A 22,578-nucleotide genomic window follows, 5' to 3' on the forward strand; every position below is an offset into this window, starting at 1 on the left:
GAGGATGACAAATGGGTAAAAAACAAAATGCAGCCCTCAATGTTCAGCGAAAAAATCGCCGCAAAATCATCAAAGTTACGGCACAGGTCGTTGTATTGGCCGTAGTAGCTGTCCTGCTGGCGAATGCGATTTTCGATTTTCGCACCTATAAGGAGCCGGACAGAGCGGCCTGGCGTCAGGATCAGGGCTTTATTGCGCTATCCTATTTCGGGGTCGGCCGCACCGGGACATCCAAGCTCGTATCCAAGAGCCAGCTGGATGCACAATTGAAGGCCTTATATGAACAGGGCTACACCACGATTTCGCAGCAAGATATTATCGATTATTATCGTAATGGCAAGAAGCTGCCGGATAAAGCGCTGTATCTGTCCTTTGAAGATGGACGGAATGACTCCGCGCTGTTCGCGCAGCCGCTGCTGGAGAAATACAACTATAAGGCCACCTTCCTGTCCTATGCGGACAAAATGGGCAACAGTGAACGTAAATTTCTGCAGCCGAAGGATATGCTGAAGATGACCCGCACCGGTTATTGGGAGCTGGGGACCAACGGCAACCGGCTGACTTATATTAATATTTTTGATAGTGAAGGCCGTTATATCGGCGTTAAGGATGAGGGGGAACTGACCAGCAAATCCAACGTGGAGTATTACAACCACTATTTGATGGATTTCATTCGCGACGAGAACATGATACCGCTCGAGAACCGCGCGGAGATGGAAGAACGGATTCAAGCTGACTATGAGGCGATGAATAAAGTCTACACGGAATCGCTGGGTTACGTTCCAGGGACATATATGATCATGCATGCCAATGCGCTTGGCAGCGGCATGAATCAGCTTGTAGCCGATGCTAATACGGAGCAGATTGAGCAGTTGTTTGGGATGAATTTCAACCGGGAAGGTATGGCTTTCAACTCGCAGGATAGCGATCTTTATAATCTGACTCGGGTCCAACCTGCTCCTTACTGGTCCACCAACCACCTGTTGATGAAGCTGCACAAGGACCAAGGACAATCTATGCAGTTTGTGCGGGGGGACAAGCAGCAGGCTGACAAGTGGGAGCTGCTCGGCGGAGCGGTTGAATTTTCGGATAACCGTTTCGTGGTCACATCGCCTCCGTCTCAGGCAGGGACGGTTTATTTAAAAGGTAGCGAAGAGACTGACGTAACCGTCTCGGCTAAAGCGCTCGGCAATGTGGTAGGACGACAGTCCATCTATGTCCGTTACGATCGGACCAAGGGCACTTACGTAAGACTCCTTCTGGAGAACAATAGCGTGGTGGTAGAGCAGAAGCGAGCAGGTCAAGCGCCCGAGGAGCTGTTCACTTATTCCCTGCCGAAGGTCGAGTGGGGTGAAGAGGATCTGCAATTCGACAAAGCATCGGTATATACCAAGGAACAGACGCAGGCCGGAGATCGGGATGATGAGAATGAGTATCCGGTCAACATACTTGGCAACCGCTCGTTGGAGATTTCGGTGAAAGGCCATTCCGTGTCGGTGAGTGTCGATCAACAGTTAATTCTGGACCAGCAGCCTGTGGATGTTTCGATTGGCGCAGGGGGCGTGGCGTTTGAATCGCAATATCACGAGCAGAATGAGAAGGATGATATTTACGACGCTATTTTTGAAGATGTCACCATAACATCTGAGTCTGCGGGCGGCGATCGGAAGCTGCTGTTTACGAACAAGCCGTCCGGACTGACCGGAGTCCTGACAGGCGTGCAGAGAAGTTTGAACCGGGCGGTTGACTGGGCTGTGGAGACCTTTTAAAATTCGGATGGCGTAGGACGTGAACAAGAATGAAGAATCGCAGGAGGAAATGGGCAGGAGCAGTGGTGCTGATGGCTTTGTGCGCTGCTGTCTCCTTCTGGTGGCTGCGCACCGAAGAGCAGGAGAAAGCACTGCAGGCTCAGATACCGCAAACGGGAGTAAAGCTGTCTGCCTGGATTACGGATTGGCAGTGGAGGACGGGCATAACCGATATGGAGCAGCTCGGCAGCGAGCTTGAAGAGATTCATTTTTTTGCAGCCTACTTCAATCATAAAGACGAACTCCATTTTACTTCGGATTTTCGGGAGGGGCTGCCTGAATTTCAGGAGATTTCCCGGAAAGGGGAGCAGCTTCGCCGGGTCCTGACCATCGTAAACGATCGCTTCGATACCGATGGGACGGCTGATCAGAAGGATCCTGAGCTCATCTCCCGGATCGTGGCTACTCCGGAAAGCCGCAGCCTGCATATCGGGCACATTCTGGCTGTAGTATCCCAGCATGGCTTTCGTGGCGTGGAGCTGGATTACGAAAAGGTACGCAAGGAAGATTGGGCGAATTTATGCGCTCTGTACAAGGAGCTGTATGAACGTTTACAAGCGGAGGGTTTCTCTCTTCGAATCGTCCTGGAGCCGGGGATCTCCCAGTCATCCTTGGAGTTGTTGCCGGCAGGCCCGGATTATGTCCTGATGGCATATAACTTGTACGGAGGGCATAGCGGACCGGGGCCGAAGGCGGATCATGCCTTGATCAGAAAGCTGGCGGACAAACTGCGCAGGATTCCGGGAGACCATGCCATCGCACTGTCGGTTGGAGGGTTTGATTGGGCGAAGAACGGCAAGGTTGTCTCTTTAACGGAAAAGCGTGCGGTGGAGCTGGCGCATTCCATCTCGGAAGTGCCGAAGCGGGATTCTTCAAGCGGTGCCCTGTATTATGAATATACGGACGAGCAAGGCATCGGCCATACGGTATGGTATGCAGATGGTATGACCATTGCCGGCTGGATGGATACGGCGACAGATACGGGTGTTTCGAAGATTGCGATCTGGCGGCTTGGGGATATGGAAGAGGATACGTTGAAACAGCTGAAGGAATACCATCAGCAATCCCAACATAAGTGAATCTTATATGAAAAAAAGGACATCCCATGGCTCTAGGAAGCCGCTTGGGGTGTCCTTTTGCATAAAGGTTGACTCAAGTTGTAATCAGGCAGTCTTTCTGTGCGGATATACGCTCCGAAAGGGGGCTGGATTAATGGATGAGTTTCGAGGCTCTCGCTTTACGGACAAGACCGCCGCTGGCCCGGTTGATCGGCTTCTTGAGCGCAATCCCGATCATCAGCGCAATTGCAGCAAAGATCAGCATGAACAGGACATCCCGGATGACAATATCCCATAGAATGCCGCCAACGGCTTCCCGCATCATGCTAATGGCGTAGGTGAACGGCAGATACGGATGCAATGCCTGGAAGAAGGGCGGCGTCATCTGGATCGGGAACGTTCCGCCCGCGCCTGCGAGCTGCAGCACGAGAAGTACGATGGCCATCGCTTTTCCGACATTGCCGAATACGGACACCAGCGTATACACAATCAGCATGAAGATGGAGCTGATCAGCAGCGCAAACAGGATGAACCAGCCCGGATTCACCACATAGGTCCGCAGCAAATAGATATCGCCCAGGGTGACGAATAGCGCTTGGAACAGGGCAATGGTGAGAAAGGTTAAATAGCGTCCGAAGTAAACCTCGATGCTGCGGAAGCTTCTCTCTTCATCATGAACCTCAACGGAGAGCAGGGAAACGAGCAGCAGGGCACCTACCCACAAGGATAAAGTCGTGAAGAAGGGAGACATGGCGGACCCGTAGTTCGGGATCGGATACAGGCGATTCTCTTCCAGCGTTACAGGCTCGGCAAAAAACTGGCTTTCGAGCTCGAAATTATTTTGAAGCAAATCAATAACCTCTTGGATATCTCCCTCAGCTTCCATCTCACGGAGCCGATTCGCCAGCTGCGTAATCCGAAGCTCGGCCTCCGGCAGACGGCTTTGAGCAAGCTGTACTTCTTCTCCGCCTACTTTAAGACCTTTCCGGGCGTCTTTGAGCAAATGCTGAATGTCGGGGACGCTGGCAAGTGCCTGGGTCAGCTCCTGCTGCACGCGCTTAGCCGTGTCTGCGCCCGAGGTGAAGGCTTTGCTTATCGCTGGACCGATCTCCGTATCGTAGCGGCTTAACAGCGTGTTGGTCAGTCCCGTAATATCATCGTTCAGCTTTTTCAACTTATCGATGGAATCTGCTGGCGCTTCTTCTCCCCGTTCCACGGCTTGGGCTATGGTTTGCAGCACGGATTGAGCTGAGGTCCATCGTGCGGCAATATCCTCGAGCTTGGCCGCCCCGGAAGCTGCTGCCGGGGAGATGGAGCCCAGCCGCTTGAACAATTGACCCAGCCGGGCGGCTGCTTTCGCTGCGGTCTCTGCGCGTTCCTGCGCAGCGTTCAGGCGGCTGGCAAGCTCCTTCGGGTCAATGTCGGCTTGCCCTAGAGCGTCCAGCACTTGCGAGAGCGCTCCGGTGGTTGCAGCCAGTACCTCCAAGTCCTGACGCAGAGTTGGCTCCAGCGATTTCGAGGCACCGGCGGCCTGATTCGCGAACTCCGCCAGCGCACCGGCCATGGCTTTGCCGTCCGTGGCAATCCCTTCAAGGCGAGGCAGGGCGGCGTCGGCTTGCTGAACCAATCGGTTGGCCAGCTTAATATCTTGTGCAGCTGTGCCCACCGCTTCATTGAGCTCCGGAAAGCTTTTTTCGAGCCGGAACAGAAGGCTTCGTACTTTATTGATGGCCGGGAGCTGGTTCTCAATCTCAATCCCGAGCGTGTTGAAAATCTCGAAGATGGTGCCGTTGGCGGTTTTGATGAAATTTTTGCTGATTTCCTCCACAACACCGGATGCACCCTGAGCCGTCACTTTGGGAGAAATGGCGTTGATTTTTTCGTTCGTATAATAGAGGATCTGAGCTTTGACAGGCTCATTGGTCAGCACGGTGCCGATCCGGGCAGAGAAGTTCTCCGGAATAATGATAGCGGCGTAATCATCGCCGCGCCGTACACCCTGAATGGCGTTCTCGCTATCCTCTGTAAAACGCCACCCCAGCTTCTCATTGTGATGGAGGGACTCCACGATTTCTTTTCCCAGGTTAATGGGCTGATCGCGGAGGGTGGTGCCTTTATCCAGGTTGGCAACGGCAATGGAGACGCCGGAGGTCTGGCCGTAGGGATCCCAGGAGGCCTCAATGTTAAACCAGGCATACAGAGAAGGAAGAATAGCGAGCCCGACGATGATGACGCCTGCAGCCCAATTACGGATGATTCTATGGATATCGGCAGAATATATGTGGAAGATATTCTTCATGGAGCGCTCCTGTCTTGTACGTAGTTGGTGCTAGTATGCCGCCAAATCCGTGCCAAGATACGAAACGAGCCGATCCTTTATCTCTTCCTTGAAGGAGTGCCATTCGCAGAGCAGAGAGCCATCATATCCGCGGCATAAATACTGGACACGCAGCCCTTCCTCGGCTGTACCGCTCTGACTATGGATCCGGATGCCGCGCCTTCTCATTTGTTGTTGTAGGAACCAGGCATGATCCGAATATCCTTTTTTAATGAGCTGCAGATTTAAGATATAGAGCTCACCCATTTTCAGTTGAAGGGTCTTGAGAATCTGAATATCCCGCTCGAGAACAGACTGAATGAAGTGATACAGCAGATAATCTCGGATCAGGGCTTCGTCTTCTAGTGAAGGCGGAGGAGGAGTGGAAGGTTTCATCATAAGAGACACATCCTCAAACATGAATAAATACAGGAACATATGTTCTATTATACACATGGTATGCCAACAATATACGGTGCGCAACCATTAATTTCTGGTAATTGTTATTTGCCTCTAGTGGATTCATGACGGCATATCGTTTACACTCCTGATAACTGCATTCATCAGGAGGCGATTCATTAATGATTCTTCATAAAGGCGAAATACTGTTCAGGCAAGGAGATAGCGGCGATCATCTATATCACATCCGGAGCGGATTGTTCAAGGTGACCCGTCTCCATCCGAATGGCAATATGGTGCTTTTCAATATTTTATATCCCGGTGAAACGGTGCCGCACCATTCCCTGATCAGCCCGAAGGAGACACATGGAACGGCGATCGCTCTGATCCAGAGCGAAGTGGAGGTCATATCGGCTGAAGCGTGGTACCGCCAGCTTGCGGAGGATCCGCAGAAACCGCTCGAGGTGGCCAGATTGCTGCAGGAAAAGGTGCGGTTCATGCAGATGAGGCTGGATCACTTGACGGTCGGAGGACCTGCGGAGCGGCTTGAGCTGCTGATCCAGTGGCTGGATGAGTATTCACAGGGAATACACTTGACCGAGTATCTGACGCAGGAAGAGATCGGACAGCTGATCGGCGTGAGGAGAGAAACGGTAAACCGGCTGCTGCGGGAACAGGGCAAGCATATCTAGTTCCGAAATATTGAGGACGGTATGAACGCCAAGGTACATAGGTTTATAAATTGCGCATGACCAGAACTGGCATATGGTTATCTTCTTCGCTGGATAATAGTCGACAGCAAGCGTGTACCATCTAAAAAGGGTGCCTGTCTTTATGCAAGACAGGCACCCTTTGATTGTGTAATACGGTTATTTTAATCTTCCAATGTACCAGCCGGGCCGAAAAATTCATAATGAATTCGGTCCGAAGGTACCTCCATCGATTTCAAATGATTGTTCACGGCTCGCATGAACGGAACGGGGCCGCAGAAGTAGAAGTCGGCCTTGTCATCAACGGTTTTGCGCAGGAAATCAAGATCAATATAGCCTGCTTGGTGACACTGATCCTCCGATTCCGGTTGTTCATAAATGACATAAGAGGTTAGCTGCGGATATTTGGAGGCAAGCGCATCGATGTGAGCTTTCATCGCATGCTGGCTGCCGCACTTGGCCGCATGAATAAAGGTTACGTTCCGGTCAGGCTGTTCCAGCAGCACGGTTTCGAGCATGGCCACCATCGGGGTTAAACCGACGCCGCCGCTGATCAAGACAAGCGGAAGATCGCTGTCCGTATCCAGCGTAAAGGTACCGGCCGGAGCCGTGACCTCAAGAACGGTCCCAACCTCGGCATGACGGTGCAGCCAAGTGGAGACGACGCCTGCGGGCTTTCCTTCCAGTTCATCCTCACGCTTGACCGTAATTCTGTAGTAAGGCTGACCCGGTGCGGATGAGAGACTGTAATGACGATTATGATAATAGGCTTCACCTTCGGGTTTCACCCGGAGCGTGATATATTGACCGGGTTGATAAGCGGAAATCTCGCCACCGTCCTGCGGGACCAGATAAAAGGAAGTGATAACGGAGCTTTCTTCCACCTTCCGGTCAATGACGAAATTGCGGTATCCGCTCCAGCCGCCGGCCTCGTTCGCGGCTTGTTGGTACATATCCGCTTCAATGCCAATGAAGACATCGGCAATAGCCCCGTAAGCTTCGGCCCAGGCCTCGATAATTTCGGGCGTTGCAGCGTCTCCCAGCACTTCCTTCATGGCGGCGAGCAGCGTTTCGCCAACGATTGGATAGTGCTCGGGCAAAATGTTTAATGCCCGGTGTTTGTGTCCGATCTGCTTAACAACCGGGACAATCGCTTCAAGACGGTCGATATGGGCTGCGGCGGCGTATACGGCATTGGCAAGGGCAAAGGGCTGTTTTCCTTCTCGTTGATTCGCATGGTTGAATATGTTAAGAAGCTCCGGATGATGATGAAACAATTTTTGGTAAAATGCAGTCGTAATTGCCGTTCCATGTGTTTCAAGAACAGGAACGGTCGATTTAACGACCTCAATCGTATGCTGGCTTAACATGCAGACTCCCCCTGATTCATAATTCGAATTCGTATTCGATTTAAGTATAGACAAGGGAAGAAGGGGTATTTGTGATTTAAGTCACATCGGATTTAGCGAATATGTGAACAGAACGGCGATATTTTATGGAGGGAGTTCTGAAAGCGAGTTTTTTTACATATTTCATATATATATTCCAGTTCATTCTAGCCAGCTGTTTAGCTTGTATGCCAACTGTGTTATAATAATGTAAGCAGTCTAATTAAAACGAGAAAGGATCAGGATACCATGTGTCCCCGAAGGACGAATCCCCAAAGGACGATTTGGAAACGTTATGATCTCTCATACACATAGCTTCCTTCGTAGAGCGAAGTCGGACGTCAGAAGACAAGGACGGTCTCTTACGAAAGGATGGGAACTATGGTTCGAAGGATGAACTCCTCCAGGTTGCCTCTATGTAGAGATTGGCCTATGTCTGACCAATCTACTACGACAAGAGGGATCCTGTATGAGGAAAAGACAAAACACAATTATCACCATGTCGGCGATGTTGTTCGGAACGTTTTTAATGGCTTTTACGTATTATCACATTAATTTTCACAATCATTTAACCGAAGGCGGCTTTGTCGGCCTTGCGCTGCTTGGCAAATATGCGCTTGATATTCCGCCCGCATTAAGTATGGTCCTCATGGACATACCGGTTCTGCTGGTTGCCTTATTCATCAAAGGTCGGAAGTTCATTATCAATACCGTAGTTGCGGCGAGCATGTTCACCTTGTTCTACGCATTGATCGAGCGGTATTCCACGCTTGTGATCGATCTGAATCATAACTTGCTGGCAGCCGCGCTGCTGTCCGGTTTATTGACGGGCTTTGGTGCAGGCATCGTGCTCCGTTTCGGCGGAGCGACAGGCGGTGACGACGTGATCTCCGTGCTGTTCAGCGAGTGGAGCGGGCTTAAGGTAGGGACGGTGTTTTTCCTGATGGATGCCGTAGTACTGCTATTATCGCTATTCTACATGCCATTGGTTGAAACCTTATATACTATATTAGCCGTATCGATTGCCGGACAAGTGATCACCATCACAGTGACGTACGGTACCGAGAAAACGGAAAAGAAACCGATTCGGAAGGCGGTCCGTGCCCCAAGCACTCCGGTTACTCCGAAGACAGCGCAGCATACCGTTAGCGGCCGTTCATAAGACGGTCCAACTAAGAGAAGCTCACCCGCATGCAGGGTGAGCTTCTTTCGTATGCTTATGCCCGGATTTTCACTTCTCGTCCTTCGGATGATTCTCATCCCACTCCTGTGCCTTGGCGGTGGCGATAGCGATGGCACGACCTTCATCGTAATCTTCCTCCAGCAGGGCATTGGCAATTTCCACGGCTTTATTCCTCACCCGAGGCTCCAGGTTTTTCATGGATGGCGGATAATCATGTTTGCTCCAAGGCATGTGCAATCCCTCCAGTTCATCTCTAATTCGTATGTAATGTATATTACCCCGTGCAGCCAAATTGAATAAGCGGGTTCAATCGTACCAAAAAGTGCATTGCCCTGAAGGGCAATGCACTAGGAAACTTGGATTTATTCAAACAGCTGCAAATACTCGCCGTAGCCTTCCTTTTGCATCTCTTCCTTCGGTACAAATCGGAGTGCCGCAGAATTGATGCAGTAGCGAAGCCCGTTCGGCCCAGGTCCGTCGTCAAATACATGGCCGAGGTGCGAGTCGCCTTTTTTGCTTCTTACCTCGGTGCGGACCATCATATGGGTAAGATCCATTTTTTCCTTAATGTTGTATTCGCGAATCGGACGGGTGAAGCTCGGCCATCCGCAGCCGGCATCATATTTGTCCGTTGAGCTGAAGAGCGGCTCGCCGGATACGATATCCACGTAAATGCCTTCCCCGTGATGGTCCCAGAACTCATTGTGGAACGGAGGCTCGGTTGCGTTATTCTGGGTCACTTCATATTGGATCGGTGTCAGGCGCTGTTTAAGCTCGGCTGGATCTACCGGATCCGACCAGTGCTGCTCAATGAAATCCTCGCGTCCTGAACCTTTGCGATAGCGTTTGTAATGGCTCGGGTTTTTCTTGTGATAATCCTGATGATATTCTTCAGCTTCATAGAAAGTGCTGGCGGGGATGATGGGCGTTACGATCGGTCCATCGAATCGTCCGCTGGCAGCTACGGCTTGCTTGGATTGCTCCGCAAGTTCACGCTGCTCCTCCGTGTGGTAAAAAATAGCAGTCCGGTAAGATGTGCCCCGGTCATGGAATTGTCCGCCCTCATCCGTAGGATCGATTTGCTGCCAGAAGAGCTCGAGCAGCTTTTCGTAAGGGAACACTTCCGGGTTATAGGTGATTTGAACAGCCTCGTAATGACCTGTTGTATCAGAGCATACCTCTTCATAGGTCGGATTTTCCTTATGGCCGCCCGTATAGCCGGAAACGACCTTCAGGATGCCCGGCAGCTCATCAAAAGGAGAGACCATACACCAGAAGCAGCCTCCCGCAAAGGTAGCCAATTCACTTGGGGTTGAACGATTATTCATCTATTATCCCTCCATCGTTATAACATATAAATGTAAGTCTTACTCTATATTATAATCATTTTGGTCAGGGAAACCAAAATGATGCTCCGTTAAGCCGGTCTCCCTTTATACCACCGGACAGCGGCCAGGCACAGAGCGGTAACCAGCATAAGTCCGCCCGCGATACCCGCGAAGAGGAGCGGATGATCGGAAAACCCGCTGCCCAGCCAGGCATACAGGAGAATCGCGGGGATTTTACCGATGGCTGAAGCGGTTGTGTACGTCCAGAATGGAATGGATGCGACGCCGGCATAAATATTGACGGCCATTTGCGGAATAATGGGCAGTAAGCGCGCGAGCAGGATCGACTGAAAGGGGCGCCTTTCTACCAGGGCTGTAAACCTATGGATAGCCTCGTATTTGCCAAGCAGTCGCCTGCCGGGCTCCTGGTACAGGGACCGAACTGCCGCATACAGGATGACGGCCGCTATCGTTGTTCCGAACCACGAAATGGCTGCAGCCCAGAGTGTCCCATATGCATAACCGAGAATAGCGATAATGACTTTATAGGGCGCAATAGGAAATAAGGCAAGCAGGGCTGCCAGCAGGATCATCAGGTAGAGCGGGGGATTTCCTCTCAGCCAGTCTATGATTTCATGTCTGTATGCAAATGCCAGTATCAGGGCTGTTGAATAAATTGCGGGTATGATCCATCTCTTCATGTTCAATCCTCACTTTGCGAAAGTCAAAGTCAACCAGAATAGCACCATGATAGCAAAAAAACAGGACTGCTGCCCATATTTCGGACAGCTAAGCATTCGATTTCGGTGGGAAAAATTGAATATACAAGCGATTTTTCATATGTTATAATATGTCCAACCGAATAGTTCCCAAAGGGGAGTAGCTTCATAAGAAAACCTTCTATCGTGGCCTTTCAAGGAAGCAACCGCGATTCAAAGGTTGGTTTTCTTGCGATATAGAATTTCATGGGTTCCGCTGATAACTTATAAATTCTATATCGTAAGTAAAGTCGTCATTACGGGATCAATCATCCCCGGCTTTATTGGCAACGATTATGTTGTTTAGCGAGACCTTTGCCTGATTTATTTATGAATGAGGTGGAGGTCTATTTTTGCGCCCAAAAAACGCTGTAGACCTTGTAATCTAAGGGAACAGCGTTTTTTTTTTTGGTGGAGGACATCGGTAGGTGTAAATCTAAAGAAAATGCAGAAAGGATGGGAGAAGCATGGATATAATGTCGATGGATTTTTGGATGGCACTGCTATCGATTGTCCTCATTGACCTTGTGTTGGCAGGCGACAACGCGATTGTTATCGGGCTTGCCGCTCGTAATGTCCAGAAGGAGGACCAGAAGAAGGTCATCCTGTGGGGTACCGTCGGTGCGATCGTGATTCGTATCGTGGCCACACTCCTCGTTGTACAGCTCTTAATGATCCCCGGCTTGCGATTGATCGGTGGCTTTGCCCTGTTGTGGATTGCCTACAAGCTGATGGTGGATGAGAAGCAGCATGAAATTTCCGCTGGCAACCAAATGTGGGCGGCAATCCGTACGATTATTATCGCGGACGCGATGATGGGACTGGATAACGTGCTTGCTGTAGCTGGCGCTGCTGGCGAAAGCTTCATGCTGGTTATTATCGGGCTTGCGATTTCGGTTCCAATTATGGTGTGGGGCAGTACCATTATCCTGAAGTTGACGGATCGCTTTCCTATTATCATCACGATCGGTGCTGCCGTGTTAGCCTGGACCGCATCGAAGATGATTGTGGAAGAGCCGATGATTCACAGCTGGTTCGCCAATGGCGTTCTGAAGTATGGTTTTGAAATTCTTGTTATTGCCATTATCATCAGTCTTGGAACTTGGATGAAGAAGAAAAATGACCAAAAAGCGAAGAGCCATCCGGTGCAGGTCAAGATGGTTGACTAGTTTAGACTTTGTCTGAGCGCAAGTAAACGGTATAATGTCTTCATGAACGAAGAGAGCTCCGAAGCCCTTTTCGCATGAGGAGGGGTAACACATGGAATTTACGGAAAAATCCGTAGAAGAACGGATTGCGGAGTCGTACCGCCAGGACGAGGATATGATGATCCTCGTGTTTGCCCAGTGGTGTGTGAATCACGGACTTGACCCAGCGGAACTGTACCGTAAAGCATATCCGAATCAGCCGGACAATGAGCGGCTGGCACGGGTGCTGGAATTAACGGTGCCCAAGGATGAAGCTGGTGAAATACCGGATCAGACCCTGCTTGGCGTCCTGTCGTTATTCGGAAATGAAGACTTGGCTATCGTTGTATCCGAGGCGGCGGCCAACCGTGATAAGAAGTAATTTTGGATCATGGAATATCTTACATTTGATTCAAGAAAGAAGCGGGCCGATCAAGGAAAAACCTTGGTCGACCCGCTTTTTTACTGCACTGCTGGCACGATCAGTTTGACGTTCGGCTGGCCATGCGGAATTGTTTGGGCGAAACGCCGAATCGGGAGCGGAAAACGCGGTGAAAATAAGTATAGTTGGCAAAGCCGGACGTTTCGGCAACATCCTCCAGCGAGAGAGGACTAAACACAATCCGTTCCTTGGCCATGCTCAGGCGAACGTCCATGGTGTATTGCATGATGGTGGTGCCAAACGCTTCTTTGAACAGATGGACTGCCCGAGAGACACTAATGCCGACATGGGCCGCGACGTCCTCCAGCTTGAACATCGAGGAGGCATTCTCTTCAATGTAATTTTTCATGCGGTAGGCTAGATACGTCTTGGGTGTGGTCGATGGCTGCTCCGATAACAGGCGGTCCACTTCGAGGCACAAAATCCGCACCGTGTAATCCGAAATCTCCGGATAAGGATCCGATACACGGCGCTGCTCCAGCAGAATTTGCCGAAACAGACTCAGGTAACGCTCTTCCAGTGGAACCCGAATTTTGGTTGGGCGTTTCTTGGAATTCCACCACGCGTCAGCCCAGGGACCCTTGAAAAAAATATGGTAATCTCCGCTTTCGATGGTTAACTCACCCAAAGCGTTATATTCGTCATCTATTCGGAGTTCATAGGGTTGTCCTGGCGTGAAGATTAACAGATCCCCTGCTTCAACGAGTGACAGCTCGTCATCGATTTTGGCACGGCATTTGCCGTCGGTCTGCCATCGCATCAGGTAGGTGTCGAAACCGTCAGCCAGGGACATCTTGAAAGGTTTACGATGAAATGAGAAATCCGCTGCTACGACTTGGTTGGAAAGATTTGAATCCATTGCTAAAGTCCCCTTTGAAGAATAAGAAAATAATGACCAGATTGTTCATGTTTTAATCATATTCTTCATTTTAAACGAAAGCATAAAAGAATACCATGGTACTAGTCCGAGCACATCTAAAACACTCAAGGAGTGACAGCGATGAAAAAAATGAAAGCAGGTATAATTGGCTGCGGAACCATCAGCGGCGTATACTTCACGAACTTAAAGAACAGCCCTTGGGTTGAAGTCGTGGCATGTGCTGACCTTATTCCGGACAACGCGAAGAAGAAGGCCGAAGAGTTCAACATCCCGAACGTGTATACAGTTGAGGAGATGCTTGCACAGACTGACATTGAGTTTATTATTAATCTGACCATTCCGGCCAGCCACGCCAATGTGGACATTGCTTCGCTGGAAGCAGGGAAGCATGTTTACAGTGAAAAGCCGCTGGCGATTACCCTTGATGAAGCCCGCCGGGTGCTAAATATGGCAGATCAAAAAGGACTTCGCGTCGGCTGCGCGCCCGATACGTTTCTGGGCTCCGGCGTACAGACGGCCAAAGCCGCTATTGAATCCGGGCTTATTGGCAGACCTGTTGCCGCTACGGCGTTTATGATGGGTTCAGGACCGGAAGCTTGGCATCCTAATCCTGAATTTTTTTACGCGTCGGGCGGAGGTCCAATGATGGATATGGGTCCTTACTATGTATCGGCCCTCGTAGAGCTGCTTGGACCTGCAAGCCGGATCAGCGCATCCACCGGCATCCAGATTCCAGACCGCGCCATCGGCTCCGGCCCGCTCCAAGGAAAACCGATTACGGTTCAGACCCCAACGCATTTAGCAGGGACGCTGGATTTTGAGAACGGTGCCATTGCAACCATGATTACAAGTTTCGATATCTTTGGCGGATCGAACCTGCCCTGGATCGAAATCTATGGCACGCAGGGAAGCCTAAGCCTCGGGGATCCGAACTACTTTAACGGCGAAGTGAAGCTCCGGAAGCACGGCTCCGAGGAATGGGAGCTGCTTGACCCCGCATTTGAATGCGGGAAGAACGAGCGGGGGCTGGGTATCAATGATATGATCCAATCAATTCATGAGCAGAAGGACCATCGCGTGAGCGCCCGTCTGGCATACCACGTGCTGGAGATTATGCAGTCGTTCCAGCAGTCTTCGCTGGAGGGCCGACATATCGTTCTGCAAAGCACATACCGCTACGGCAAACTTCCGGCGCCGCAGCAGGCAAACATGTCGGAATAGCGAACTGGCAGCCCGGTTCATATTCTTGTACACTGGTTATGAACGACATGCAAACCAGCTTCTGACGGATCTGACAGGGGTGTGAGTTCTTGGAAATGGTCCGCATGAAAGCGTTGCACTAATATTTGGAGAGCATCCAAAATGATCAAATGCCTATGGGGAGGAAATGGACATGTCGAAAACGTTGAAAATCGGAATTATCGGTTGTGGGGGAATCGCCAATGGCAAGCATATGCCGAGCTTGAAGAAGCAGGCGCAGGCGGAACTGGTCGCTTTTTGCGACATCGTAGAAGAGCGTGCGCAGAAGGCGGCTGCTGAGTACGGGGTTGAAGGCGCAAAAGTGTACACGGATTTCAGAGAATTGCTGCAAGACGGCAGCATCGATGTTATCCATGTATGTACGCCGAACGATTCCCACTCCGAGATTACGGTAGCATCCCTTGAAGCCGGCAAGCACGTGATGTGCGAAAAGCCTATGGCGAAGACCGTTTCCGAAGCCAAAGCGATGCTGGACGCCGCGAAGCGTACAGGGAAAAAACTTACCATCGGTTACAACAACCGTTTCCGCGACGATAGCATGTATCTGAAAGGCGTCTGTGAGGAAGGCGAGCTGGGCGAGATCTACTACGGTAAAGCGCTGGCTGTTCGCCGCCGTGCCGTTCCGACCTGGGGCGTATTCCTTGACGAAGAGAAGCAAGGCGGAGGTCCGTTGATCGATATCGGTACCCATGCGCTGGATTTGACCTTGTGGCTGATGGACAACTACAAGCCGAAGAGCGTGCTGGGATCCACGTTCCATAAACTTGGTCAACGGGAGAATGCGGCGAATGCGTTCGGTCCTTGGGATCCGAAGGAGTTCAAGGTAGAGGATTCGGCATTCGGGTTCATTACGATGGAGAACGGCGCAACGATTATTCTGGAATCCAGCTGGGCCCTTAACGTCGTTGAGACCGGCGAAGCCAAAGCCGTGCTGGCAGGTACGGAAGGCGGGGCTGACATGAAGGACGGTCTGCGAATTAATGGCGAGAAAATGAGCAGATTGTACGAAACCAAAGTCGATTTGAATGCCGGCGGCGTAGCGTTCTATTCCGGCTCCAAGGAAAATGATTCGGACCGTGAAGCCAGAATGTGGCTGGAGGCCATTATTGAGGATAAGGACCCTGTGGTTAAGCCGGAGCAAGCGTTTGTTGTAACGCAAATTCTGGAAGCGATCTATGAATCGGCGAAGACAGGAAAAGCGGTTTATTTCGATAACTAAATCTTGCAATCCCTACTAATATTAAGGTAAACCAGGAGGTATACAATGAAATTAGGCGTATTTATGGTATTGTTGAGCGGACGTAAATTGGAGGATGCATTGGACTATGTGGCATCCAAGGGTCTTAAAGCGGTTGAGATCGGAACAGGCGGTTATCCTGGGAATGCGCATTGCAACCCGGCCGAGCTGCTGGAGAATGAAACTGCGCTGAAAAACTTCAAAAATGCGGTGGAATCCCGTGGGTTGATCATTAGCGCACTGAGCTGCCATGGCAACCCGCTTCATCCGCAAAAAGCGATCGCAAAAGAGTTCCATGACACATACGTAAAAACGGTAGAGCTTGCCGAGAAGCTTGAAGTACCTGTTGTTAACACATTCTCCGGCTGCCCAGGCGACCATGAGGATGCCAAATACCCGAACTGGCCGGTTGCGCCTTGGCCTAACGACTACCAAGAGATACTGACCTGGCAGTGGGATAACAAGGTCATTCCTTACTGGACCGAATGGGGTAAATTTGCTGCAGACCGCAATGTGAAGATTGGTTTGGAATTGCACGGCGGCTTCTCCGTTCATACGCCTGGCACGCTGCTCCGTTTACGTGAAGCCGCAGGCGAAGTGATCGGTGCCAACCTGGATCCGAGTCATATGTGGTGGCAAGGGATCGACCCTGTTCAAGCGATTCAAATTTTGGGCCGCGAAGGGGCAATCCACCACTTCCACGCGAAGGATACAAGCATTGACCCGATCAACGTGAACAAGCACGGTCTGACCGATATGCAGTCTTATGCCAACATGCTGGATCGCGCTTGGCAGTTCCGCAGCGTAGGCTATGGGCATGACGTGAAGGAATGGGCGGATATGATGAGTGCCCTTCGTCTGGTTGGATATGATTATGTCGTAAGCATTGAACATGAAGATGGATTGATGTCGATTGAAGAAGGCTTCTCCAAAGCGGTGCAAAATCTTCAGCAAGTGCTGATCGAAGAGCCGCTCGGAGAAATGTGGTGGGTCTAACAGCTTAGAGTAACAACCGAATAAGCAATTAGGGGGAACAGCAAGATGCTTAACGTAACCATTTGGAATGAATTCGTACACGAGAAAATCCATGATGAGGTTCGGAACGTTTATCCAGCAGGGATTCACACAGTTTTGGCGGAGGGTCTGCAAAATCCGGATTTCGTTATCAGAACGGCAACGCTCGATCAGCCGGAGCATGGATTGACGGACGATGTACTGGATTCAACCGATGTGCTGTTGTGGTGGGGGCATATGGCTCATGACCAGGTAAGTGATGAAATCGTAAGCAAGGTCGTAAAACGCGTGCAGGATGGCATGGGTCTGATCGTTCTTCATTCCGGACATTTTTCCAAGCCGTTCAAAGCTTTGATGGGCACGAGCTGTGATTTGAAGTGGCGCGAAGCAGGAGAACAGGAAATTATTTGGAGTGTAAATCCGACACATCCGATTGCGGCAGGAATTACAGGCCCGATCATCATCGAGCACGAGGAAATGTACGGCGAGTTCTTCGATATTCCAGCCCCAGACGAACTGGTATTTGTCAGCAATTTCGAAGGCGGCGAAGTATTCCGCAGCGGTTGCACGTTCAAGCGTGGTCATGGGAACATTTTCTATTTCCGTCCGGGGCATGAGACCTATCCAACCTACTACAACCCCGAAGTGCTGAAAGTGATCACCAATGCGATTAACTGGGCTTATTCCACGGCAGGCAAGCAAACCTTTGGCAACAGTCAGCCGGTTCGCGCGCTTCCCGTTTTAGTCTAAGTTTACGAGCGTTTATTAAGAAGTCATGCGTTAACGAGTCGTTCAGGGGGAGCCCTTGAGCGGCTCGTTTTATCGTTGGCGGTGAATGTTCACCGAAATGTTTTTGCCGGCTAGGGATAGAATATACCTAAGTATGGGGTATTGTATGATATACAAGAAGGGGGGCTGTACACATGAATGAAGTACAAAGCGCACCTGTAGATCCCGCAATCATCGCCATATGCCAGGCCAAGCTTGTCCATCAACCCGTAGAGGGCTTCCTGCTGGGGAGAGGAGTCCGCTTCGCCAAGATTATGTTTATTGGGGAAGCACCCGGCGCCCATGAAGTTCTGGAAGGTTTACCTTTTGTAGGGCAGGCTGGGCAAGAGATGAATGCCTACCTGGAACGTCTGTTCCTGACCCGGGAGCAAGTGTATATTACCAGTGCCTTGAGAAGCAGGCCCTATAAGGAAAAGCTAATCGTGAGATCCACGGGCGAGAGCGTCATCAGCCGTTCTAATCGCACGCCGACGAAGGCGGAAATATGGGCCCATGCACCTTTGCTTGATGAAGAGATCCGATGGGTTCGCCCGCACATTATCGCACCCATGGGAAATACGGCACTGCACCGGTTAATCGGAAGCCATGAAACGGTGACATCGCTGCACGGCAAACTGATGGAGGGCCCGGTCCAGCAAGCAGCAGATCCGGAGAATCCAAGTGCAGGCTATATGTTTTCGGAGGAAACCTATAAGATATTCCCTCTGTTCCATCCAGCGGCCGTACTGTATAATAGGAAATTGTCCACATTGATCCAGAATGATTTGGATATTTTGGCTCGTATTTTATGGGATAAAAGCTGATTTTATGGGAAAAAGGGGCTAGGTGGTTTTCAGTTTCTCGGAAATGTGCTAAAATGAAACATACTTACAATTCGTAAGTTTTCTAGTTTTTTGATTAAGCTTATGAGTTTCTATAAACAAGGTGACTTCGTAAAGAGGTGAAGGGATATGGAAGTTACAAATGTTACGATGTGTCCCCGTTTTGAATCTGCATTTTCTTTTCTGGGCAAACGGTGGAACGGTTTGATTATTCAAACGTTGATGAGCGGGCCTAAGCGCTTTAAGGATATTTCGAATTTGATTCCGTCCATGAGCGATAAAATGCTCTCCGAGCGGATGAAGGATTTGGAATGTGAAGGGATACTGATTCGTCATGTCTATCCGGAAACACCGGTACGTATTGAATATGAACTGACTGAAAAAGGCAAAGCACTTCGTCCGGTGATGGAGCAAATTGCATCCTGGGCAGAACAATGGGTCGAAAGATGAGTCATCTTAAGACTCCCCTTGATGATTAAACCCTGGCATGAGATATCCTCATTTCAGGGTTTTTTTTCTAAACGGAAGTATGGTTCCTGTTTATTTACGGCAAGAATATGTGGACATGCACCAAGCGGACGCAGCCGCTATATGATGTAAATAACGAGAGCGGCATATCAAGGAGGCGAGCCCATGACCAAGCGAACGTATATCTCCCGTTTCCATTATGGACAAGAGGACATCTCAGAACTTGAAAACGCTTCATTAAAAGTGCTTCATATTTTTGAGAAAACCAAGCGGATGCTGAGCCAGTATGTGCCGGACTCCCTGTGGTTAGCTGCTTCTGGAACAAGCCCGGAACCTGCAGAAAACGTTAACCAAAACGGTACCAGTGCTTCAGTCATGTTTCAGAAATGGGTCAAAGCCCCCGGCGGATGGAAGTTCATTGGTTATGAAACCGATCGATTTCATGCTACCGGGCAGAATAGGGGACGAACGGGAAGATTTCTGCAGATGATCATCTGGTCACTCTATGAGAAAATCGTGATGATGCATCCCTTCCTTGGCAGCGAGCCGTTTTTTGACGGGGAAGAGCTGGATGTGATTGCGAATTACTTTGTGCCTACGTATATCAGCGCCGTACCGTTGGTGGAGCAGGGAAAAGCCTTTAAGACCATACAGGCCGGCATCGTTCTGTATCAGGAGCATATTCAGGCGCCTGCCGTCGCTATGCAATCGGATGGCGGCTTATTAGAGGGGAACTGGATGACCGGGGTAAATCTGGATGCGAAGGGGTTTGCGGGTATTCGCCCTTATTTAAAAGTGCCAAGCGGCGAACGAGCCTATATGGAAGCCGATATTATATAGAGGGTGTTCTCATCATAACCTTGTTCCGACGCGGACAGGGTTATTTGGTATTTTTGTTTAAAATTTTAACGATTTATGTGAAATATATCACAATAAATAATGCCGTCAGACGATATAATTTATGTGAAAGGAACGGAATACCACGATCTAGATAAACGTGTTGGGGAGGAATCAAACTTATGTCCAATATAAAGAGAGAAAAGTTAGTTGTCATTGGCAACGGTATTGCCGGGATTAGCACGGTCGAGCAAATCATTAAACTGGGTGGGAATTTTGACATCACCGTCATTGGACAGGAGCCTCATCCGAATTATAACCGCATTATGCTGTCGTATGTGTTGGAAGGCAGCAAAACCTTGGATGACATTGTATTGAATGATTGGAAATGGTACGAGGATAACCATATCACTTTGCATACGGGTGTCACCGTAACAGCCATTGATGGAGAGCGCAAGGTCGTGACAGCCGACAACGGATTGACGGTGCCTTATGACAAAGTAATGATAGCAACGGGCTCGAAGCCTTTTATTTTACCCGTACCGGGTAGTGACAAAGAAGGCGTTATCGGTTTCCGTAACATAGCCGATTGCACCCAGATGCTGGAGGCCGCTAAGGCCTACAAGAAAGCGGCAGTCATCGGCGGGGGGCTTCTGGGTCTGGAAGCTGCCAAGGGATTGGTCAGCCTCGGCATGGAGGTGACGGTGGTTCATCTCATGCAGGATTTGATGGAGAGCCAATTGGATTCGATGGCATCCGGCATGCTGAAAAGGGAGCTTGAACAGCAGGGTATCAACTTCTTACTAGGCAAACAAACAACCGAAATATTGGGAGATACCAGAGTCACGGGACTCCGGTTCAAGGATGGGGATGAGCTTGAAGCCGACCTGGTGGTCATGGCAGTGGGCATCAGAGCGAACACGGGAATCGCCCAAGCGAGCGGAATCGAAGTAAACCGGGGAATCGTAGTTAATGATTATCTTCAAACTTCCTGGCCGGATGTGTACGCGGTTGGCGAATGCTGCGAGCATCGGGGCGCATGCTACGGCCTGGTTGCGCCGTTGTTCGAACAGGGACAGGTACTGGCGAAGCATCTGTGCGGCGTGGAAGGCCAGCCTTACGAGGGAAGTATTGTATCGACGAAGCTGAAAATCAGCGGTGTTGATGTATTTTCTGCCGGAGAGTTCATGGAGCAAGCCGAACACGCGGTGATCACCGCGAAAGATGATTGGCGCAAGACTTATAAGAAAATATTAATTCGCGACAATATCATTGTCGGGGCGATATTGTTCGGAGATGTGAGCGATTCGGCAAGCCTTCAATCCATGATTCGGAAAAAGACAGCCATGACGGATGAGATTTACGATTCGATCATGGGCACGGATCGTGCAGGGACAGAAGGCGGCAAGGCATTTTCGCTTGAAAAGATGCCCGACGATGAGATCGTATGCGGATGCAACGGCGTAACCAAAAAAGCCATCGTGGATGCCATTACTCTCCAAGGTCATACGACAGTGGATGAGATCAAAGCTTGCACAGGTGCTACCCGCTCGTGCGGCGGCTGTAAACCTGTCGTGGAGCAAATACTCCAGAGCGTATTGGGCGATGGCTTTAAGGCCGCAGGCAAACAAGGCATATGCCCATGCACGACACTCGATCGGGATGAAATCGTCGCCGAAATCCGTGCGAAGGGGCTTACCACGACGAAGGAAGTCATGCATGTTCTGAACTTCAGCAACCCGGAAGGCTGCTCGAAATGCCGCCCGGCCATTCATTATTATCTGGCCATGCTGAACCCGGTAACCCATCAGGAGGAGAGGGAATCCCGTTTTGTCAACGAACGGATGAACGCCAACATTCAGAAAGACGGCACGTATACGGTAGTCCCAAGAATGTACGGCGGCGTTACCACGCCGGAGGATTTGAAGAAAATCGCGGATGTATCGCTTAAATATAATGTGAAGGTTGTCAAGGTTACCGGCGGACAGCGTCTGGACCTCATCGGTGTTAAGAAGGAAGACTTACCGAGCGTCTGGGAAGAGCTCGATATGCCGTCGGGTTATGCATATGCCAAATCGCTGCGGACCGTGAAGACCTGTGTAGGATCCCAGTTCTGCCGTTTCGGTACGCAGGATTCGATGGGCATGGGGGCATTCCTCGAGGAGAAATTCGAAAGACTGGATTTCCCGGCGAAATTTAAAATGGCGGTCAACGGATGTCCGCGAAACTGTGCCGAGTCGTGCACGAAAGATATCGGAATCGTCGGCAATGACGGTGGATGGGAAATATTCGTTGGAGGCAACGGCGGCACGAAGGCACGTCTGGCGGATTCGTTCTGCAAAGTGAAAACGGATGAAGAGCTGGTCGAAATCTGCGGAGCCCTGATGCAGTATTACCGTGAAACCGGTAAGTACCTGGAGAGAACCTCGGAGTGGGTAGAGCGTTTGGGACTGGAACAAATCCGAGCCGTTATCCTGGACGATCCGAAGCAGCGTAAGGAACTGGTGGAGAGAATCGAGCTTGCCCTGCAGCAAGTTGAGGATCCTTGGAAGAAAGTGCTGAACGACGAGAAGCTGCGTTATACGCTATTCGAGGATGCAAGACCAGTGATCAGCAAATAGAAGAGGGAGGAACCTGCTTTCCTCTAGCCGCCTGAGCATATAGAGCTTATTGCAGTATGGATCGGAATAGACA

Annotated in this window: 21 protein-coding genes; 14 read left to right on the forward strand and 7 right to left on the reverse strand. The window is 50.4% G+C overall.

The features are described from left to right. Window positions 1–11: 11 nt before the first annotated feature. A complete protein-coding gene (locus tag MKX98_RS10915) occupies window positions 12–1,769 on the forward strand; it encodes a polysaccharide deacetylase family protein (RefSeq protein WP_220685936.1) in 1,758 nt (585 codons plus the stop codon). 29 nt (window positions 1,770–1,798) lie between these two features. Then, window positions 1,799–2,887 (forward strand): glycosyl hydrolase family 18 protein, encoded by a 1,089-nt coding sequence (locus MKX98_RS10920; protein ID WP_339222959.1) that lies wholly within the window; start codon window positions 1,799–1,801, stop codon window positions 2,885–2,887. Window positions 2,888–3,017: 130 nt separating this feature from the next. Here MKX98_RS10920 and MKX98_RS10925 read toward each other — a convergent pair whose 3' ends face one another. After that, window positions 3,018–5,165 (reverse strand): YhgE/Pip domain-containing protein, encoded by a 2,148-nt coding sequence (locus MKX98_RS10925; protein WP_220685934.1) that lies wholly within the window; start codon window positions 5,163–5,165, stop codon window positions 3,018–3,020. Between the two features lie 30 nt (window positions 5,166–5,195). Beyond that, entirely contained in the window at window positions 5,196–5,582 is a 387-nt protein-coding gene (locus tag MKX98_RS10930; RefSeq protein WP_339222961.1) for a hypothetical protein, read from the reverse strand. A 182-nt stretch (window positions 5,583–5,764) separates the two neighbouring features. On the opposite strand from MKX98_RS10930, the gene MKX98_RS10935 reads away from it, so the two are divergent. Continuing rightward, window positions 5,765–6,274 carry a Crp/Fnr family transcriptional regulator gene (locus MKX98_RS10935; protein WP_194541832.1) on the forward strand — a complete coding sequence of 170 codons (510 nt, stop codon included), beginning with the start codon at window positions 5,765–5,767 and terminating at the stop codon, window positions 6,272–6,274. A gap of 182 nt (window positions 6,275–6,456) precedes the next feature. Here the strand turns inward: MKX98_RS10935 and hmpA are convergent, their stop codons facing one another. Further along, window positions 6,457–7,662 carry an NO-inducible flavohemoprotein gene (gene hmpA, locus MKX98_RS10940; RefSeq protein ID WP_194541833.1) on the reverse strand — a complete coding sequence of 402 codons (1,206 nt, stop codon included), beginning with the start codon at window positions 7,660–7,662 and terminating at the stop codon, window positions 6,457–6,459. A gap of 487 nt (window positions 7,663–8,149) precedes the next feature. Between hmpA and MKX98_RS10945 the strand changes: the two genes are divergently transcribed. Next, window positions 8,150–8,842, forward strand: a complete 693-nt coding sequence (locus MKX98_RS10945; protein WP_194541834.1) for a YitT family protein — start codon at window positions 8,150–8,152, stop codon at window positions 8,840–8,842. Window positions 8,843–8,911: 69 nt separating this feature from the next. Here MKX98_RS10945 and MKX98_RS10950 read toward each other — a convergent pair whose 3' ends face one another. The 3 genes from MKX98_RS10950 to MKX98_RS10960 all read right to left on the reverse strand — a co-directional run bounded on the left by MKX98_RS10950 (window position 8,912) and on the right by MKX98_RS10960 (window position 10,892). Continuing rightward, on the reverse strand, window positions 8,912–9,094 hold the full coding sequence (locus MKX98_RS10950; protein ID WP_071223800.1) for a hypothetical protein: 183 nt from the start codon (window positions 9,092–9,094) through the stop codon (window positions 8,912–8,914). A gap of 131 nt (window positions 9,095–9,225) precedes the next feature. Beyond that, a complete protein-coding gene (msrA, locus tag MKX98_RS10955) occupies window positions 9,226–10,191 on the reverse strand; it encodes a peptide-methionine (S)-S-oxide reductase MsrA (RefSeq protein WP_071223801.1) in 966 nt (321 codons plus the stop codon). Window positions 10,192–10,280: 89 nt separating this feature from the next. Then, entirely contained in the window at window positions 10,281–10,892 is a 612-nt protein-coding gene (locus tag MKX98_RS10960) for a VTT domain-containing protein (protein ID WP_194541836.1), read from the reverse strand. A 524-nt stretch (window positions 10,893–11,416) separates the two neighbouring features. On the opposite strand from MKX98_RS10960, the gene MKX98_RS10965 reads away from it, so the two are divergent. Next, the gene (locus MKX98_RS10965; protein ID WP_194541837.1) at window positions 11,417–12,118 is read left to right on the forward strand and encodes a TerC family protein; all 702 of its coding nucleotides are present in this window, start codon (window positions 11,417–11,419) and stop codon (window positions 12,116–12,118) included. Between the two features lie 91 nt (window positions 12,119–12,209). Further along, window positions 12,210–12,518, forward strand: coding sequence for a hypothetical protein (locus MKX98_RS10970; protein WP_339222965.1), 309 nt, complete (start codon window positions 12,210–12,212; stop codon window positions 12,516–12,518). 100 nt (window positions 12,519–12,618) lie between these two features. On the opposite strand, the gene MKX98_RS10975 is transcribed toward MKX98_RS10970, so the two are convergent. After that, a complete protein-coding gene (locus MKX98_RS10975) occupies window positions 12,619–13,437 on the reverse strand; it encodes an AraC family transcriptional regulator (RefSeq protein ID WP_100536197.1) in 819 nt (272 codons plus the stop codon). Window positions 13,438–13,578: 141 nt separating this feature from the next. Here MKX98_RS10975 and MKX98_RS10980 point away from each other — a divergent pair, with 141 nt between their 5' ends. The 8 genes from MKX98_RS10980 (at window position 13,579) to nirB (ending at window position 22,505) form a co-directional block, all read left to right on the forward strand. After that, on the forward strand, window positions 13,579–14,679 hold the full coding sequence (locus MKX98_RS10980) for a Gfo/Idh/MocA family oxidoreductase (protein ID WP_194541839.1): 1,101 nt from the start codon (window positions 13,579–13,581) through the stop codon (window positions 14,677–14,679). Between the two features lie 172 nt (window positions 14,680–14,851). Continuing rightward, complete coding sequence (locus MKX98_RS10985) at window positions 14,852–15,937, forward strand: Gfo/Idh/MocA family oxidoreductase (RefSeq protein WP_194541840.1); 1,086 nt, start codon at window positions 14,852–14,854, stop codon at window positions 15,935–15,937. A gap of 45 nt (window positions 15,938–15,982) precedes the next feature. Further along, a complete protein-coding gene (locus MKX98_RS10990; protein WP_100536200.1) occupies window positions 15,983–16,951 on the forward strand; it encodes a sugar phosphate isomerase/epimerase in 969 nt (322 codons plus the stop codon). A 45-nt stretch (window positions 16,952–16,996) separates the two neighbouring features. Then, window positions 16,997–17,719 carry a ThuA domain-containing protein gene (locus MKX98_RS10995; RefSeq protein WP_339222969.1) on the forward strand — a complete coding sequence of 241 codons (723 nt, stop codon included), beginning with the start codon at window positions 16,997–16,999 and terminating at the stop codon, window positions 17,717–17,719. A gap of 173 nt (window positions 17,720–17,892) precedes the next feature. Next, window positions 17,893–18,561: a uracil-DNA glycosylase gene (locus MKX98_RS11000; RefSeq protein WP_339222971.1), complete on the forward strand. Its 669-nt coding sequence runs from the start codon at window positions 17,893–17,895 to the stop codon at window positions 18,559–18,561. A gap of 147 nt (window positions 18,562–18,708) precedes the next feature. Then, complete coding sequence (locus MKX98_RS11005) at window positions 18,709–19,029, forward strand: helix-turn-helix domain-containing protein (protein ID WP_071223811.1); 321 nt, start codon at window positions 18,709–18,711, stop codon at window positions 19,027–19,029. A gap of 183 nt (window positions 19,030–19,212) precedes the next feature. Further along, entirely contained in the window at window positions 19,213–19,887 is a 675-nt protein-coding gene (locus MKX98_RS11010) for a hypothetical protein (RefSeq protein WP_339222973.1), read from the forward strand. 179 nt (window positions 19,888–20,066) lie between these two features. After that, window positions 20,067–22,505 carry a nitrite reductase large subunit NirB gene (nirB, locus tag MKX98_RS11015; protein WP_339222975.1) on the forward strand — a complete coding sequence of 813 codons (2,439 nt, stop codon included), beginning with the start codon at window positions 20,067–20,069 and terminating at the stop codon, window positions 22,503–22,505. Window positions 22,506–22,578: the final 73 nt, after the last annotated feature.

Source organism: Paenibacillus sp. FSL W7-1332, assembly GCF_037969785.1.
Lineage (GTDB): Bacteria > Bacillota > Bacilli > Paenibacillales > Paenibacillaceae > Paenibacillus_AQ.